Genomic DNA, 17,322 nt, shown 5'->3' with positions numbered 1-17,322 from the left:
GCTCATGGTACCGTCTAGTACCATGAGCGGGACGCTGGTGCGGTGGGCGACGAGGCACGGGTTCGCGCGACTGGGCATCAGCGCCGCGGCCCGCAAGGGTGACCCGCAGGCGCGGTTCTTCGTCGACCCCGCCGTCCGCGCGGACCCGTACCCGTTCTACGACCAGATCCGTGCGCAGGGGCCGCTGGTCCACGGGCGGATCATGTGGGCGACCGCGCGGCACGACGTGGCGTCGGCGGTGCTGCGCAGCGAGGCGTTCGGCGTCGGGTTCAACGACCAGCGGCTGCCGGCGCCGATCGCGCTGCTGTGGCGGCTCGGCCGGCGCACCGCCCCGATCGGGCCGGTCGACCCGCCGTCGATGCTCGTCACCGACCCGCCGGACCACACCCGCTACCGGCGGCTGGTCTCGAAGGTCTTCACCGCCCGGGCGATCGAGGCGCTGCGGCCCAGGATCGAGCGGACCGCCGAGGAGCTCCTGGACGGCCTGGGCCCGCGGTTCGACCTGGTCGAGCAGTATGCGGCGCTGCTGCCCGTCACCGTCATCGCCGACATCCTCGGCGTGCCCCTGGCCATGCGTCGGCAGTTCCTCGACTGGGGCACCATGGCCGCGCCGACGCTCGACCTGGGGCTCACGTATCGGCAGTACCGGCGCACCGAGATCGGCATCCGGCAGAGCAACGCGTGGATGCGCGGGCACTTCGAGCGGCTGCGCCGCGAGCCCGGCGACAACCTGCTCAGCCAGCTGGTGCACCTCGAGGGCGAGCAGCTCACCGACGACGAACTGCTCGCCACCGCGGGCCTGCTGCTCGCCGCCGGCTTCGAGACGACGGTCAACCTGCTCGGCACGGGCGCGGCGCTGCTGATGGCCCACCCGGCGCAGCTGCGGCTGCTGCGGGACGACCCGTCGCTGTGGCGCGGCGCCGTGGAGGAGATGCTGCGGTTCGACTCCCCGGTGCAGAATTCGGCACGCGTCTGCCAGCGGCCCGTGGAGATCGCCGGCACCCGGCTGCAGCCCGGCCACGTGGTCGTGCCGATGCTCGGCGGCGCCAACCGCGACCCCGCCGTCTTCGCCGACCCCGGCCGCTTCGACGTCACCCGCGCCAACGCCCGCGACCACCTGTCCTTCTCCGGCGGCGTGCACTACTGCCTCGGCGCCGCCCTGGCCCGGCTGGAGGGCGAGATCGGGCTGCGCACCCTCTTCGACCGCCACCCCGGCCTCACCGTCGCCGGCGAGCCGCGGCGCCGCAAGACGCGGGTGCTGCGCGGCTACGAGTCGCTGCCCGTCGCCGTATCGGTGACCGTCTGACCGCGGGCGCGTCTCCGGCGTGTTTCCGGCGGAACCGTTCCGCCGTATTCTCCGTGCGCCGATGAATTGACCAGCGGCCGAAACAATGCCGACCCGAAATTGTCGTTCCCACATCACACAGCACCCCGAGGATGCGTGCCGAGGGATGACTGTGGGGTGGGCAATTGCGCAAGCGGCCGGTATTCGTCGCATTACTGACACTGGTGGCGGCACTGCTGCCCGGTGCGGTGCCGGCCGGCGCCGCGACCCCACCCGGATTCTCCACGCGACTCGTCGTCGGTGAAGGCCTCGACGGCCCGTCGGGATTCGACATCGCCCCCGACGGCCGCGTGTTCATCCTCGAACGCAGTGGCAAGATCAAGATCTTCAAGGACGGCCGTCTTCTCCCGGAACCCTTCGCTGACCTGCCCTCGGAGGCCTCCGGCGACCGCGGGCTCATCGGCATCGCGTTCGATCCCGGGTTCGGCGTCGCCAACCACCACGTGTACTTCTATTACACCGGGCACGACCTGCTGAATCACCTCGTGCGATTCGACGCCTCGGGCGACATCGGCACCGACGGCCCGTACACCATATTTCAGACACAATCACCGTCGCAGCTGCTGCACGTCGGCGGAAGCATCAAGTTCGGACCCGACGGAAAGCTTTACTTCGCAGTCGGCGACAACGGCTATCCACCGAACGCACAGGACCTGACCAACCCACACGGCAAGATTCTGCGGATCAACCCGGACGGCACCATTCCGCCGGACAACCCTTTCGCGGGGCAGCCCGGAAAACTCGGTGCGATCTGGGCATACGGATTCCGCAACCCGTGGCGGTTCCAGTTCGACAGCGCCACCGGCCGGCTCTACGGCGGCGACGTCGGCGACTACACGTGGGAAGAGCTCAACCTCATCGTCAAGGGCGGCAACTACGGCTGGCCGGTCCACGAGGGCCGCTGCACCGCCGGCTGCGCCGGCTACACCGAGCCGCTGCACGCCTACAACCACGACGGCGGCAGCGGCGCGGTGACCGCCGGCCCGGTCTACCACGGCGGCCAGTTCCCCGCCGAGTACCAGGGCAGCATGTTCTTCGGCGACTACTCGCGCGGCTTCATCAAGCAGGCGCTGCTCGACGACGCCGGGCAGATCACCCAGGTCCGCGACTTCGACCTCGACGCCGGCAGCGTCGTGGACCTGAAGGTCGCCCCCGACGGCTCGCTGTACTACCTCACGTACTTCCCCGGCCAGCTGTACCAGGTCTCCTACAGCCTCGCGGGCGGCGCGCCGGTCGTGCGGGCCCAGGCCGACCGGACGGGCGGGCCGCAGCCGCTCACCGTCCACTTCACCAGCGCCGGCACGAGCGACCCCGACGGCGACGACCTCACGTACCACTGGGACCTCGGCGACGGCAGCGGCAGCACCGCACCGGATCCGGTGAAGACCTACGCCGCCGTCGGCGTCTACCCGGTGACGCTGACCGTGTCCGACGGCCGCAACACCGTCACGTCCCGGCCGATCGTCGTGCAGGTCGGCTCCCCGCCGACGGTCCGGGTCGCCGCGCCCGCCGACGGTGCCCGCTACGACGCCGGCGACACGATCACCTACAACGTGTTCGGCACCGACGCCGCCGGCTACGACGTCAGCGACGGCGACCTCAAGACCGAGGTGTTCCTGCACCACAACACGCACGTCCACCCGTTCGTCGGGCCGCTGACCGGCCGGGTCGGCACGTTCACGATCCCCGTCACCGGCGAGGCGTCGGCCGACACCTGGTTCGAGATCAAGGTGACGGTCACCGACCGCAACGGGCTCACCAGCGCGAAGTCCGTCTTCATCTACCCGCGCACGGCGCCGATGACGTTCGCGACCAGCCCGCCGGGCCTCGGCGTGACCCTCGACGGGGTGCCGGTCCCGACCCCGTCCACGGTCCAGGGCGTGGCCGGTTTCCGGCGGGAGATCGCCGCGCCGCCGACGACGCGCGCCGCCGACGGCACCGTGTACCACTTCACCGGCTGGTCCGACGGCGGCGCGATCCGGCACTTCGTCACCACCCCCGCCGCCGCCACCACGTGGACCGCGACCTACGCGCCGTCGGCGCCGTTCCTCGGCGAGTACTTCAACAACCAGCGGCTCGACGGCCCGCCCGCGCTGACCCGGCAGGACCCGGTGGTCGACTTCATCTGGTCCGTCGACCCGCCCGGCCCCGGCGTGAACGCGGACCACTTCTCCGCCCGCTGGTCGAAGACCGAGTTCTTCGCCACCGGCCGGTACCGCTTCACGGTCGCTTCCGACGACGGCGCCCGGCTGTTCATCGACGACCAGGTCGTCATCGACCAGTGGCACGACCAGGGCCCGACCGCCTACGAGTACGTCGCCGACCTCGCCGCCGGGCAGCACAGGATCCGGCTGGAGTTCTACGACAACGTGGTCGACGCGAGCGCGAAACTGACCTGGGAGACCACGCCGGACCAGCCCCGCGACACGTTCACCGCCGAGTACTGGAACACCCCGGGAGCCGGATCCGCGCCGGCCGTCCCGGCGACCGCGCCGCAGCTGCGCCGCGACGAGACGGCCGTCGACCACGACTGGGGTCTCGGATCGCCCGACCCCGTGATCGACGCGGACCACTTCGTCGCGCGGTTCACCCGCCCGCTGACGCTGACCGCCGGCTACTACGACTTCGTCACCACGTCCGACGACGGGGTGCGGCTGTGGGTCGACGCCCAGCTCGTCGTCGACCACTGGGGCGACCAGGGCGTCACCGAGTACCGGACCCGGCTGGCGCTCGGCGGCGGCGCGCACACGATCGTCATGGAGTACTACGAGAACGCCGCCGGCGCCCTCGCCCGGCTCGGCTGGAGCCGCGCCGGCGACCTACCCCCGGCGCCGGCGTACGAGGCGAGGTACTGGAACACGCCCGGCGCCGGCTCGCAGCCGTCGATCCCGTCACGGGCGCCGGACCTCGTGCGGGACGAGACCGCGATCGACCACCCGTACGGCGCCGGCGGCCCCGGCGGCGGCATCGACACCGACCACTTCGTCGCGGTGTACACCCGCACCGACGTGCTCCCGTCCGGCCTGTACCGGTTCGCCGGCGCCAGCGACGACGGCATCCGGGTCATCGTCGACGGCGCGGTCGTCCTCGACCGGTGGCGGGAGCAGAACGAGGAGTTCACCGCCGACAAGCTGCTGCTGGGCGGCCCGCACACGATCCGCGTCGAGTACTACGAGAACGCCGCCGGCGCCCAGCTGCGGTTCGGCTACCGGCGCGTCGGCGACGTCACCTCACCACCCGGCTGGGACGGCGCCTACTACCGCGGCACCGACCTGACCGGGGCGCCGGCGGTGCAACGGCAGGACGCCGCCGTCGACTTCGACTGGGGGCTCGGCGCGCCCGGCCCCGGCGTGCCCGCCGACGGGTTCTCGGCCCGCTGGACCCGCACCGACAACCTCGCCGCCGGCGTCTACACGTTCCGGCTCCTCGCCGACGACGGCGTCCGGCTCTACGTCGACGGCGTGCTCGTCCTCGACGAGTGGCGCGACCAGCCGCCGACCATGTTCGTGGTCCAGCGCAACCTCGCCGAGGGCGCCCACGTGATCGCCGTCGAGTACTACGACAAGGCCGCCGGCGCCATCGCCCGGCTCAGCTACGCCAAGACCGCCGACCCGCCGCCACCCACCCCGTGGACGGTGTCCTTCTACGCCAACCCGACCGCCACCGGGGAGCCCGTCCTGACCCGGCAGGACCTGGCCGTCGACCACGACTGGGGCCTCGGTGCCCCCGCCGAGGGGCTGCCGGCCGACGGGTTCTCCGCCCGCTGGACCAGGACCGACCACCTGCCCGGCGGCACGTACCGCATCACCGCCACCAGTGACGACGGCATCCGCGTCTCGATCGACGGAGCCGTGGTGATCGACGGATGGTCCGACCACCCGCCGACCACGTACACGTTCGAAACCCCGCTGTCCGAAGGCGACCACACGGTCACCGTCGAGTACTTCGACAGCGGCGGCGGCGCACTGGCGCGCTGTTCGGTCATCCGGTTGTGAAGCTCATCGGTCGTATCGAAGGAGATCCCGTGACCCCGAAGGCCACGATCGTCATCCCTTGCAGGCACGAGGAGGAGAACGTCGGTCCGCTGATCGCCCGGTTGTCGGCGGTGCTGCGCGACGCCCCGTTCGAGCTGCTGTTCGTCGACGACAGCGACGACGAGCGCACCGTCGACGCCATCGCGGCCGCCGCGGCCCGCCTGGAGCGCGACGACCTCCGCGTCCGGGTCTTCCACCGCACCGGCGGGCAGCGGACCGGCGGCCTCGCGGGCGCCGTCGTCGACGGGTTCCGGCGGGCCCGCGCGCCGAAGGCCCTCGTGATGGACGCCGACCTGCAGCACCCGCCGGAGCTGGTGCCGGCGCTCCTCGCGGCCCTCGACGAGCACGACCTGGTGATGGCGAGCCGCTACCGGGAGGGCGGCAGCAGCGGCGGCCTCGACGGCCCGCTGCGCCGCCTGGTGTCGACCGGCTCGACGATCCTGGCGCGCCTGGCGTTCCCGTTCGCGCTGCGCGGCGTCACGGACCCGATGACCGGATTCTTCGCGGTACGCCTGGGCAGGATGGACACCGAGAAGCTCCGGTCGCGCGGGTTCAAGATCCTCCTGGAGATCCTCGCGCGGTTCCCCCGCCTCCGCCGCACCGAGCTGCCGCTGCGGTTCGCCGAACGCGTCGCCGGCACCAGCAAGGGCGACCTGCGCCAAGGAATGCTCTACCTGCGGCAGCTGCCCTGGCTCCGGCTCGTCACCTGGTTCGCCGCGCCCGCCGTCCGGTGGGGCGCGCTGCTCGGCACCGTCGCCGCCGGCACCGCCGCCCTCGCCGTGTCACCGCTGTCCGGCGCCGCCGTCCTCGCCCTGCTCGTGACCGCCGTCGCGCTGTACAACACCGTCGTCGGCGCCCTCGAGGTCCGGTGGCGCCTGTACGGCTGGCGCACCCCCGAAGCCGTCGAGCAGATGCGCTGGCCGGCCGCCGTCCCCGACGAGGCGAAGGAGCGCTTCACCGTCATCGTGCCGGCGCTCAACGAGGAGTTCGTCATCGCCGGCACCCTGCGGCACCTGCTCCAGCAGGACCACGACGACTACGAGATCCTCGTGTCGCTGTGCGAGGGCGACGACGCGACCCTCGCCGAGGTCCGGCGCGTCCAGGCGCTCGACGACCCGCACGGCCGGGTCCGCACCGTCGTCCGCGCGTACTCCAGGTCCAACAAGCCACGCCAGCTCAACGCCGCGCTCGCCGTCGCCACCGGCACCGTCATCGGGGTCGTCGACGCCGAGGACGACGTCGCGCCGCAGCTGCTCACCCGGGTCAACACCCTGCTCGGCCGCACCGACGCCGACGTCGTGCAGGGCGGCGTACAACTCATGACGCTCGGCACCCGCGCCCGCGACTGGTTCAAGGTCCACAACGTGATGGAGTACTTCTTCTGGTTCACCAGCCGCATGTTCTACCAGGTGCGGACCGGGTTCGTGCCGCTCGGCGGCAACACCGTGTTCATCCGGCGGCGGCTGCTGGAGCAGGCCGGCGGCTGGCCCGACAACCTCACCGAGGACTGCGCGCTCGGCGTCCTGCTCTGCACCCGGTACGGCGCCCGCGTGGTCGCCGCCTACGAGCCGGAGCTCGCCACCCGCGAGGAGGTCCCGCAGACCATCGGCGACCGCCGGGCCGGGTCCCTCTTCTGGCAGCGGGTCCGGTGGAACCAGGGCTTCCTCAGCATCCTGCTCGAGGGCCGCTGGGCGACGCTGCCCACCCTGCGGCAGCGGGTCCTCGCCGGGTACATCCTCGCGACACCGTTCCTGCAGGCCTTCTCCGCGCTGCTGCTGCCGCTGTCGATCGCCACGATCCTGTGGCTGAAGGTGCCCGTCGGCGTGGCGATGCTGATGTACGCGCCCTTCGTGCCGATCCTCATCACCCTCGCGACGCAGCTCGTCGGGCTGCGCGAGTTCGCCCACGCGTACCGGCAGAAGGTGCTGTGGCGGCACTACCTCTTCCTGCTCGTCGGCGCGCCCGTCTACCAGTGGGTGCTGATGGGCGCGGCGTTCTGGGCCGTGTGGCAGCACGTCGACGGCAACACCACCTGGCACAAGACCGCCCACGGCGGCCACCACCGGCCGCTGGCTCTGGAAGGCGCCGTCGCGTGACCGCCGTCCTTGAGATCGAGCGGAGCCCCGTCCGTGGTGCCGCTGCCGCTGCCGCTTTTGCTGACGAGCCGCGTGCGTCGCGCTGGCGCACGCACCGGGCGTCGTTGCTCGTGCTCGCCCCGCTGCTCGTCCTCGCCGGGCTCGTCAACGGGTGGAACCTGCACGGCTGGCCCGGCCGCATCAACGACGACGAGGGCACCTACGTCAACCAGGCCTGGGCGCTGCTCGACCACGGCGCCCTGTCGCACTACACCTACTGGTACGACCATCCCTTCCTCGGCTGGGCGATCATCGCCGGCTACGCGGGCCTCACCGACGGCTTCGACCGCGCCCCCAGCGCCGTCATGGTCGGCCGCGAGGTCATGCTCATCTCGGCGCTGGTCAGCTGCGCCCTGCTGTTCCTGCTCGCCAGGCGGCTCCGCTTCAGCCGCGGCTGGGCCGGCGCCGCCGTGTTCCTGTTCGCGGTCAGCCCCCTCGCGGTCTACTTCCACCGCATGGTGTTCCTGGACAACCTCGCCACCATGTTCGTCCTCGCCGCGCTCGCCGCCGCCGCGTCACCGCGCCGCAGCGTCGGCGCCGCCCTGTGGAGCGCGATCTGGTTCGCCTCGGCCGCCCTGTGCAAGGAGACCATCGTCATCCTCCTGCCGGCCCTGGTCTGGCTGCTCGTCCAGCACACCTCCCGGCGGACCCGGGTGTGGAACCTCGGCGTGTTCCTCGTGTCGTTCGGTGTACTGGTCGCCTCCTACCCGGTGTTCGCGCTGCTGAAGAACGAGCTCCTGCCCGGCGAGGGCCACGTCAGCCTCGGCTGGGCGCTGTGGTGGCAGCTGTTCGCCCGCTCCGGCAGCGGCAGCCTCCTCGACCCGTCGTCCGGCACGTTCAGCCTCGCCAGGTCCTGGATCGACCTCGACCCGTGGCTCCTGCTGCCCGGCGTCGTGCTCATCCCGCTCGGCCTGGCCGTGCGCCACCTCCGGCCGATCGGGCTCGCCCTGCTCATCCAGGTCGGCATGATGTGCCGCGGCGGCTACCTGCCCTTCGCCTACGTCATCGCCCTGCTGCCCTTCGCGGCCCTGCTCATCGCCGGCGCCGGGGCTCAGCTCTCGGCGCGGCTGCGTGCTCCGTTCGTCGTCGCCGCCGCTGTACTGGCGGCGCTCCTCGTCCTTCCCGGCTGGGCGACGACCCTGCGCGAGCAGGCATCCTTCGACGGCAGCGCCAACTCCCGCGCCGCGACCCGCTGGGTCGTCGACCACGTCGACCGGTCCGCGGTCGTCGTCACCGACGACTACATCTGGATGGACCTGAAGCTCGCCGGGTTCACGAAGCCGGTCTGGCTCTGGAAGGTCGACACCGACCCGGAGGTGATGACCGAGGTCCTACCGGCCGGCGTGGCCAGCATCGACTACATCGTCATGGCCGACCAGGCCGCCAGTACCCTCGCCGGCCTGCCGACCCTGCGCCGGGGCGTGGAGTCCTCGACCGAGGTCACCCGCTTCGGCGACATCATCGTCCGGAAGGTGCACCCGTGAAGTCCCTCCTGCGCATGGCCGGGTTCGGCGCCGTGGGGGCCTCCGGGGTCCTGCCCAACCTGGCCGTCATGTGGCTGCTCGTCGACCACTGGCACCTGCACTACCTGCCTGCCGCGGTGGCCGCGACCGAGGTCGCCATCTGCTGGAACTTCGTCCTCGTCGACCTCGTGGTGTTCCGCGACCGCCGCGGCCGGCACTGGGCGGGGCGCCTCGCGCGGTTCGTGGCCCTCAACAACCTCGACCTGGCCGTCCGGCTGCCGCTGCTCGCGCTGCTCGTCGCATGGGCGGGCGTCGACGAGCTCGCCGCCAACCTGGTGACCCTCGTCCTGGCCTTCGCCCTGCGCTTCGCCGTCACCAACCGCTTCATCTACCGCCCCGTGCCACTCCCGGAGTCCGCCTGACAACTGCCGCTTCATCGCCTCGCCGCTCCTTCTGACACCTGCCGTGCCGCGGCCCCCGGATGCGCATCCGCCGGGTGCTGCGGCATGCTGGTGCCGTGGTCTTCGAACTCGGCACCGACGGCCCGAAGGTCATCGTCGTCGGCGTCGACGGCTCGGACCCGTCCCTGCGCGCCGGTGCCTACGCGGCAGGTCTCGCCCGCAGGCAGGGCGCCCGGCTCGTCGTGGTCTACGTCGCCGGCGCGCCCACCGCGAGCCTCTTCGTCGCCGGCGCGGCCGCCGCCGTCGAGCAGGCCATCACCGACGCCACCGAGGACATGCGCCGCCAGGTCGAGGCCGGCTCCGTCCACGCCGGCATCCGCGCCGAGTTCGTGGCCGCCCGCGGCGACCCGTATTCCGAACTCGTCCGCGTCGCGACCGAACTGCGCGCCGACGCGGTGGTCGTCGGCGCCTCCTCCCGCCTCGGCCACCGCTTTGTCGGCTCCCTCGCCGTCCGCCTCGTCAAGTCCGGCAAGTGGCCCGTCACCGTCGTCCCCTGACCCGTCAACGGGTCAGACGCGGCGTAGGGTCAGTTCGGTGATCTCGCTCGGGGCGAAGATGCGGAACGGCGGGCCCCAGAAGCCGGTGCCGCGGCTGGTGTAGAGCTGGGTGCGCGCGCCGTGGCGGGTCAGGCCCTGCACGACCGGCTGGTCGAGGCGCACCAGGTAGTGGAACGGCCACATCTGGCCGCCGTGGGTGTGGCCGGACAGTTGCAGGTCGATGCCGTGCGCGACGGCGTCGTCGACCTGCTTCGGCTGGTGGGCCAGCAGCAGGACCGGCAGGTCGGGGTCGGCGCCGGCGAGGGCGGTCGCGTGGTCGGCGCGGTGGCCCGCCAGGCCGGTGCCGGCGGCGGTACGGTCGTCGACGCCGGCCACGACGAGGCGGTCGCCGCCGCGCTCGACGACCAGGTGCCGGTTGTGCAGGGCCTCCCAGCCGAGCTCGCCCATCCGCTGCAGCCAGCCCTCGGCCTCGCCGTAGTACTCGTGGTTGCCGGTGACGTAGACACGGGCGTAACGGGCCTTGACGTCGCCGAGCGGGGCGGCCTGCTCGGTGCGCTGCGCGACGGTGCCGTCGGCGATGTCGCCGGTGTGGGCCACGATGTCGGCGTCCAGGGCGTTGACGACCTCGGTGACGCCGCGGGACCAGCGGGCCCGGTCGATCGGGCCGTAGTGCGTGTCGGTGAGCAGGACGACCTTCAGCCCGTCCAGTCCGGCGCCGAGGCGGGGGATCGCGACGTCGACCCGGCGGACCCGCGGCACCTTCATCGCCTCGACGTAACCCCACAGCAGCAGGCCGACGGCCAGGACACCGGTGAAGCCGGCCACGATCCGGGAGCGCAGCGGGTCGCCGACGCCGCCGGCGAGCAGGCCCAGGCGCAGCAGGTCGCCGGCGACGGCCCACACGAAGAGCTGCCACACCACGCCGAGGGTGGTGTCGGCGACGCGCGACGCCCAGTCCACGTGGCGGCGGCCGTGGCCGAGCATCATCAGCACCGGGAACGCGACGGCGGTGCCGGCGAACAGGACGGTGCCGGTGACGCGGACGCCGAGGGGCCACCCGTTGCCGGACAGCACCAGCGACCACCACGGCACGCCGAAGAGCAGCGCCAGCACGGTGGTGAGCGTCAACGCGAAGAGCACGGGGCGCAGCAGCGACCGGCGCCGCGCGACTGGGACCGCTTCAGTGGTAGCCACACTTCAGCATGGCACGCAGTGCCATCACCCGGCCAAAGCACGGCCGGGCGAACCTGTGATCCGTCACAGGTCACACGAACTGGAGACGACTACTGGTACTTGCGGGATGAATTGTCCCGGTTCGCCGCGCCCGGGGTGGCCTCCCAGTGGCGGCGCAGCACCTCCAGCTCGTGCCGCCGCTGCTCGGTCACGTCGCGCATCGTGAGGACCAGGCCGCGGACGAGCCGGTCGTCGCGCAGGTCGCGGAAGCGGACCTCGACCAGCACCCGGGTCCCGTCGGGGCGGCGCAGGCTCCACGTGTCGCGGGTGCCGTCCCGCCCGCCGGCGAGGGCCACCCCCAGCGTCGTGTCGACCTGCTGGCGGTCGTCGGGCGCCACGATCTCCCGCAGCGTCGCGAACGGCGTCGGCCAGATCCCCAGCAGTTCCGTCACCGACGGGCTCGTGTAGCGGATCCGCTCGTCGTCGTCGAGGACGATCACGACGTCGTTGGTGTGCTCGGCGACGGCCCGCAGGTAGTCGTCGCTGTCGCGGCGGCTCGCGGCCTCGGTGAGCGCGATCCGGGCGAGCGCGAGCGCCGCCTGGCCGGCGAGCACGGTCACCGCGTCCTGCACGGTCCGCAGGTCCCTGCGCTCGGCGGCGATGTACAGCACGGCCGCGTCGAGCGGGCAGATCAGCACGTCGCCGAACTCGCCGAGCCGCTCCTGCCACAGCGGCGGCGTCGCGCCGACGGGCACGATCCGCGGCGCGGACAGTTCGTTGAGGGGCAGCAGGTCGGTGAGGCTCGAGTCGACGACGATGATGTGCGGCGTGTCGGCCGGCAGCAGCTCCCGGACCGCGGTCCGCACGGCGACGGCGACCGCGCCCGCGTCGGTGACGCTGACCAGGACCGTGCCCGCGTGCCGCAGGGTGCGCTCGCGGCGCAGCCCTTCCGCGTGGTGCCGGACGGCGTCGTTGAGCCTGGTGACGAGGAGCGCGAGGGTGATGCCGGCGACCGCCGCGATCATCGGGCCGTCCTGGACGGAGCCGGTCAGCGCCTGCGCCAGCAGGACCAGCGGGGCGAACGCGACGGCGCCGAGCAGCCACGGCATGCCGAGCCCGCGGTCGGGGGTGTCCGCCGTCGTGGGGGCGGTCGGGGGAGCGGTGAGCCGGGCCATCGACGGCAGCAGCGCCGCCGCGCCCCAGCACGCGTAGAGCACGAGGTACGCGGCGTCGGCGGGCCCGCCTGGTGCCAGCCCGTCGCGGGACTGGGCGAGGCCGTACGCCACGTCACCGATGAGCATCCCGGCGGCACCGGCGGTGAGCAGGATCGCGGAGGGGTTGCGCGGCGCCGCGCGGGTCAGCCGGACCGTCACGACCAGCACGACGACGTCGCCGAGCGTGTACGCCGCCTGGATCGACCACTCGGTCCCGGTCATGCCGTCGGCGGAGAGCCTGGGGCCGACGATGAACACCCAGCCGGCCAGCAGCGTGGCGCTGGCGAGGGCGAGCAGGTCGAGCAGGCCGGCCCGGCCGGCGAGCGTCGACGAGGCGCGGGTCAGCCCGATCAGCGCGGCCGCCACGAACGGGAACATCGCCAGGTAGCACAGGTCGACGAGGGGTGGCGGGTCGGTGGTGGCGCCCACGATGAGCCCGTAGAGGAAGTCGCCCGACATCATCGCCACGAGCGCGGCGGCGAGCGCCCACCACGGGCCGGGGCGTTGTGGCCGGTGCCGCCGGACCCCGAGCACCACGGCCCCGGCGGCGCACAGGCCGATCCCGGCCCAGGCGACGGAGTCGAGCTCGGGCGCGACGAACAGCGTGCAGGCGAGCACCGCCATCAGCGCGCCATACGCCGCGGCGATCAGGACCTGCCGTCTACCCATCGACATCCTTACCGTATGTAGCGTCCTCTATACCACACTGTGGCCGACCGGACCTAGGTCCCGGTGGTCGGCGAGCAGCTGCGGCGTCACCCACTCGCGCCGCCCGCGCGCCTCCTCGCCGGTGATGCCGCGGCTGGGCATCTCGGCGAGCAGCAGCACGGCGAACTGCATCCGGTACAGCATCAGCCGCAGTCGCTGCGACGGCGTGAACGTGTGCGGCGTGGCGCCGTAGTACCCGCGCAGAACCGGGTGTTCGGGCAGCTCCTCCATCCTCCGGCCGATCGCGGTGGACACGAAGTCGTACAGCGGGTCGCCCCAGAAGTACCGCTCCCCGTCGACGAGACCGGTGAGCCGGGAGGCGGAGCCGGCGGCCTCGCACAGCACGTTGCCGTCCCACAGGTCGAAGTGCACCAGCGCGGGCCGCTCGACCTCGGCGAGGACGCCGGCGTGCCGCTCGATCGTGGCGAGCACCTCGCCGGCCGGCACCGGCAGCGCCACCTCCCAGTCGGCGGCGTCGGCGAGCAGGTCGGCGGTCATCGCGGTGAACGCCGCCGCCCACGTGGCCCCGGACGCCCGGCCGTCGCCCTCATAACCGAAGTGCGGGCCGGTCACCCCGTGCAGGTGCCGCAGCGCCACCCCGAGCTGCTCGCGCACGGCCTCGCCGGCGGTCTCGTCCGGCAGCTCGGTCAGCGGCCGGCCCGGCAGCAGCCCGACGACCACCACGTCGTCGTCCGCGTGCAGCACCGGCGGCACCGGAACGTGCGCCGTGTTCGCCGCCACCGTCCGGTAGTACCGCGCCTCGGCCGCGATGACGCCGCGCTCGTACCGCAGCAACGGCACCTCCGGCGGCGGCCCGACCTTCGCCACCACCTCCCGCCCGTCGTCCAGCGTGGCCCGCCACACCGCGGCGAACGTCCCGCCGCTCAACGTTCCACAGTGGACGACGTTCAGGCCGGCCCGCTGCCGCAGCAGCGTGGTCACCTCGCCGGCGGTCAGGAGGCGCTGGGTGGGGCTGGGGGCGTGGGACACCCCAACACTCTAGGCGAGCGGCGGGGGTCGTGATCAACATTCCGTCAACATAGGCGTTGATCATTGGATCTGTTAAATCCTGTATTGACAAGCATCGGGGGTGGTGTAAACGACCTTGCAGGCCATAGCGTGCACGAAACGCCTGACTCAATGGGGAGGCCAAGTGAGGAAAAGGCTAGCGAGTCTCGCCGTCGCCGGGTTGGTGGGCGCGGCGCTGGTGGCGCTGCCGCAGAGTCCCGCCGCGGCGGCGCCGTCCAAGGAGCTCAGCGACGGCATCAAGCGCCAGCTCGCCGCGGGGGTCCAGGTCGTGCCGAAGCAGCAGGCCACGCTGAAGGCCCCGGCCGGCGCCGTCAACCCCTACACCGCCCTGCTGAAGGATCCCGGCAAGGTCGACAAGTACTACTGGTCCGAGGTGGCCAAGCAACAGGCGGCCGCACGGGCCAACCTGAAGAAGAACTCACTGACGGCGGCGGCGACGTCGCCGTTGCTGCACGACGAGGCCGAGCCGCGCGGGACGTTCGGGTCCAACGACAGCCACGCCACAGCGGAGCTGGTCAAGGGCTTCGGCACCGCCAAGAAGCTGAACAACCGGGCCCGCGTGCTCGGTCAGCTGTCGCCGGAGACGGTCAGCCCGACCATGGTCTCCGCGCCGGCCGAGGACAACGGGGCCATCCCGATCGCGTCGGACCTGCTGCTCGGCGCCGGCCGCCGGGGCATCTCGACCAGCGGCGACATCGGCGACGGCCCGCACGGCAGCGCCGGCGACGACACCGGCGACTTCGACTTCATCAAGGTGACCGCGCTCGCCGGGCAGCAGCTGCTCGCCGGCACGGACACGCCGAGCGGGCCGCTGGACACCGTCATCGGCCTGTACGACGCGACCGGCGAGCTCGTCGGCACCGACGACGACGGCGGACCGGGGCTGGACAGCCTGCTGGACTTCACGTTCACCACGTCCGGCACCTACTACCTGCTCATCTCCGGATTCGGCACCGGCACGGTGTTCCCCGCCGACCCGTTCGACTCCGGCAGCGGGCTCGGGTCGGGCAGTGAGGGCCCGTACCTGCTCACCGCCACGCTCGCCTTCCCCGACCGCGACTTCTACGCCGTCGACCTGCTCGCCGGCGACGTCCTCGGCGGTTCGGTGACCGGCGTCGGCACCCGGCTGACCGTCCGTGACCCGTCCGGCCGGATCGTCTTCGGCTCCGAGCAGGACGCCAGCTTCATCTACGCGCCCAGCTCGCCGCTGCCCGGCGGTGGCAACGCGGTCGTGTCGCAGGTCGCGGCGACCTCCGGCCGGTTCACCGTGGAGGTGGGCGGCAACGCCGGCCTGTACGACATCACCCTCGAGGCCTATCGCCCCGGCCCCGAGGCGCAGGACAACGGCACCGTCCAAACGCTCTTCCTGGACTTCGACGGCGCCCGGATCAACACCGCCATCTTCGGCGGCCCCGGGGTGCGCACCCTGTCGCCGCTCGCCGGGTTCCTCGGCAAGTGGGGGCTGAGCGCCGCCGACGAGAACAAGGTGATCAACGAGGTCGTCGCGGCGGTGAAGGAGAACATCATCACCGACATGAAGGAGCGCGGCACCGACCCGCGCTTCGGGCTGAAGATCCTCAACAGTCGCGACAACCCGGACCCGTTCGGCCAGCCGAACGTGCACCGCATCGTCGTCGGCGGCACGATCGCCGAGTCGGGCATCGACACCATCGGCATCGCGCAGTTCATCGACCCGGGCAACTACGCCACCGAGGACAGCGCGATCGTCCTGCTCGACGTGCTCAGCGACCCGAGCGGCGCGGCGTCGCTCAACACGTACATCACCCCGGCCAGCAACAAGATCAAGTTCATCGGCCGGGCGCTGGGCAACGTCATCACCCACGAGGCGGGTCACCTCTACGGCAACTTCCACACCGACCCGCTGAACTCCACCCCCAACCTCATGGACGCCGGCGGCGCGTTCCCCGGCCTCTTCGGGGTCGGCCCGGACAACATCGGCGGCACCGCGGACGACTTCGACTACGACTTCGGCGACGACGAGTTCTACCCGGACGAGGGTCTCGTCGGCGTCGAGGACACCCTGAACACCGCGGCCTGGGGCCTCACCAAGGGCAAGGCCAAGTGACGCGGTAGACAGCGCCGCGCAGGAAGATCCGCGTCCACGGTGGGGTTTCCCCAGCGTGGACGCGGATCCGGGCATCGTGGTGATCGGCGCCGGCCAGGCGGGCCTGTCGGCCGCCTATCACCTGCGCCGGCTCGGCCTGGACCACGTCGTGCTCGACGCCGACGCCGCACCGGGCGGCGCCTGGCAGCACCGCGCACCGTCCCTCGACGCGTCCTCGCTGCACCGGATCTTCGACCTGCCCGGCCTGCCGTTCATGCCGCCGTCCTCGGGCTCCGCGGCGTCCGTCGTCGCCGCGTACTTCGCCGACTATGAGCGACACTTCGGACTCGACGTGCGGCGGCCGGTGCGGGTCCTCTCGGTGTCGCGCTCGTCCTCTTCGTCGGGTTTCGTCGTCGGTACGACCGGCGCCCCGCTCCACGCGCGAGCCATCGTCAACGCGACCGGCACCTGGACGCGCCCGTACATCCCCACCTATCCGGGCACCTTCGCCGGGCGGCAGCTGCACTACGCGGCGTACCGTGGCCCGGCCGAGTTCGCCGGCCTGCGGGTCATCGTCGTCGGCGGCGGCAACTCCGCGGTCCACGTCCTCTCCGAGCTGCCGGGCGTCGCCGCCTCGGTCCGCTGGGTGACCCGTCGCCCGCCCGTCTTCCACGACGGCGAGTTCACCGAGGACCACGGCCGCGCCGTGATCGCCTCGGTCACCGCCCGGGTCACGGCCGGCCTGCCACCCGCCAGCGTCGTGAGCGTGACCGGCCTCGGGTACACCACCCTCGTCCGCGCCGCCCTCGCGAAGGGCGCCCTGGACCGGCACCCGATGTTCGACCGTCTCGTCCCCACCGGCGCCATGTGGGGCACCACCTTCGAGCCCGCCGACGTCATCATCTGGGCCACTGGCTTCCGCGCCGCCCTCACCCACCTGGCCCCGCTCCACCTGCGCGAGCCGGGCGGCGGCATCCGCATGACCGGCACCGCCACCACCCGCGAGCCCCTCGTCCACCTCATCGGCTACGGCCCCTCCGCCAGCACCGTCGGCGCGAACCGCGCCGGCCGCGCCGCCGCCCTCTCCCTCGCTGCTGTGCTTCCGCCCCACCGCTTCGCGGCGGGTCCCGGCGGGGATTCTCACCCGCACCCCAATGCGCCGCAAGCGGCGCACAGCCGCGCGTGACGCGCTGGCTGG

The 17,322-nt window shown here is 72.4% G+C and carries 11 protein-coding genes; 8 read left to right on the top strand and 3 right to left on the bottom strand.

The window, feature by feature from the left end; genetic code table 11:
- Window positions 1–22: 22 nt before the first annotated feature.
- The 6 genes from AB0I21_RS41780 to AB0I21_RS41755 all read left to right on the top strand — a co-directional run bounded on the left by AB0I21_RS41780 (window position 23) and on the right by AB0I21_RS41755 (window position 9,935).
- Window positions 23–1,306 (top strand): cytochrome P450, encoded by a 1,284-nt coding sequence (locus AB0I21_RS41780; RefSeq protein WP_360569222.1) that lies wholly within the window; start codon window positions 23–25, stop codon window positions 1,304–1,306.
- Window positions 1,307–1,509: 203 nt separating this feature from the next.
- Window positions 1,510–5,340 carry a PA14 domain-containing protein gene (locus tag AB0I21_RS41775; RefSeq protein ID WP_360569221.1) on the top strand — a complete coding sequence of 1,277 codons (3,831 nt, stop codon included), beginning with the start codon at window positions 1,510–1,512 and terminating at the stop codon, window positions 5,338–5,340.
- Window positions 5,341–5,369: 29 nt separating this feature from the next.
- Window positions 5,370–7,475 carry a glycosyltransferase gene (locus tag AB0I21_RS41770; RefSeq protein WP_360569220.1) on the top strand — a complete coding sequence of 702 codons (2,106 nt, stop codon included), beginning with the start codon at window positions 5,370–5,372 and terminating at the stop codon, window positions 7,473–7,475.
- Window positions 7,472–8,998, top strand: coding sequence for a glycosyltransferase family 39 protein (locus AB0I21_RS41765; RefSeq protein WP_360569219.1), 1,527 nt, complete (start codon window positions 7,472–7,474; stop codon window positions 8,996–8,998). Before AB0I21_RS41770 ends, AB0I21_RS41765 begins: the two co-directional genes overlap by 4 nt.
- Window positions 8,995–9,399 (top strand): GtrA family protein, encoded by a 405-nt coding sequence (locus AB0I21_RS41760; protein WP_360569218.1) that lies wholly within the window; start codon window positions 8,995–8,997, stop codon window positions 9,397–9,399. The genes AB0I21_RS41765 and AB0I21_RS41760 overlap by 4 nt, the downstream gene beginning before the upstream one ends.
- Before the next feature lie 95 nt (window positions 9,400–9,494).
- Entirely contained in the window at window positions 9,495–9,935 is a 441-nt protein-coding gene (locus AB0I21_RS41755) for a universal stress protein (protein WP_344502308.1), read from the top strand.
- A 12-nt stretch (window positions 9,936–9,947) separates the two neighbouring features.
- Here the strand turns inward: AB0I21_RS41755 and AB0I21_RS41750 are convergent, their stop codons facing one another.
- The 3 genes from AB0I21_RS41750 to AB0I21_RS41740 all read right to left on the bottom strand — a co-directional run bounded on the left by AB0I21_RS41750 (window position 9,948) and on the right by AB0I21_RS41740 (window position 14,020).
- Window positions 9,948–11,129 carry a metallophosphoesterase gene (locus AB0I21_RS41750; RefSeq protein ID WP_360569217.1) on the bottom strand — a complete coding sequence of 394 codons (1,182 nt, stop codon included), beginning with the start codon at window positions 11,127–11,129 and terminating at the stop codon, window positions 9,948–9,950.
- Between the two features lie 89 nt (window positions 11,130–11,218).
- Window positions 11,219–12,991 (bottom strand): PAS domain S-box protein, encoded by a 1,773-nt coding sequence (locus AB0I21_RS41745; RefSeq protein ID WP_360569216.1) that lies wholly within the window; start codon window positions 12,989–12,991, stop codon window positions 11,219–11,221.
- Between the two features lie 27 nt (window positions 12,992–13,018).
- Window positions 13,019–14,020 carry an aminoglycoside phosphotransferase family protein gene (locus AB0I21_RS41740; protein ID WP_360569215.1) on the bottom strand — a complete coding sequence of 334 codons (1,002 nt, stop codon included), beginning with the start codon at window positions 14,018–14,020 and terminating at the stop codon, window positions 13,019–13,021.
- A gap of 163 nt (window positions 14,021–14,183) precedes the next feature.
- Between AB0I21_RS41740 and AB0I21_RS41735 the strand changes: the two genes are divergently transcribed.
- Together AB0I21_RS41735 and AB0I21_RS41730 are read left to right on the top strand one after the other, a co-directional pair.
- Window positions 14,184–16,145 carry a hypothetical protein gene (locus AB0I21_RS41735; protein ID WP_360569214.1) on the top strand — a complete coding sequence of 654 codons (1,962 nt, stop codon included), beginning with the start codon at window positions 14,184–14,186 and terminating at the stop codon, window positions 16,143–16,145.
- 55 nt (window positions 16,146–16,200) lie between these two features.
- Entirely contained in the window at window positions 16,201–17,310 is a 1,110-nt protein-coding gene (locus tag AB0I21_RS41730) for an FAD-dependent oxidoreductase (protein WP_360569213.1), read from the top strand.
- The last annotated feature ends 12 nt before the right edge of the window (window positions 17,311–17,322 follow it).

The sequence above is a fragment of the Dactylosporangium sp. NPDC050588 genome (genome assembly GCF_040654975.1).
GTDB lineage: Bacteria > Actinomycetota > Actinomycetes > Mycobacteriales > Micromonosporaceae > Dactylosporangium > Dactylosporangium maewongense.
Note: the sequence above shows the minus strand (reverse complement) of the source record. Positions and strands in the feature narration are given on the sequence as shown.

Excerpts from the sequence above, each read along its gene's own strand:
- AB0I21_RS41745 (WP_360569216.1), bottom strand. The coding sequence starts at position 12,991 with ATGGGTAGACGGCAGGTCCTGATCGCCGCGGCGTATGGCGCGCTGATG.
- AB0I21_RS41780 (WP_360569222.1), top strand. The coding sequence starts at position 23 with ATGAGCGGGACGCTGGTGCGGTGGGCGACGAGGCACGGGTTCGCGCGA.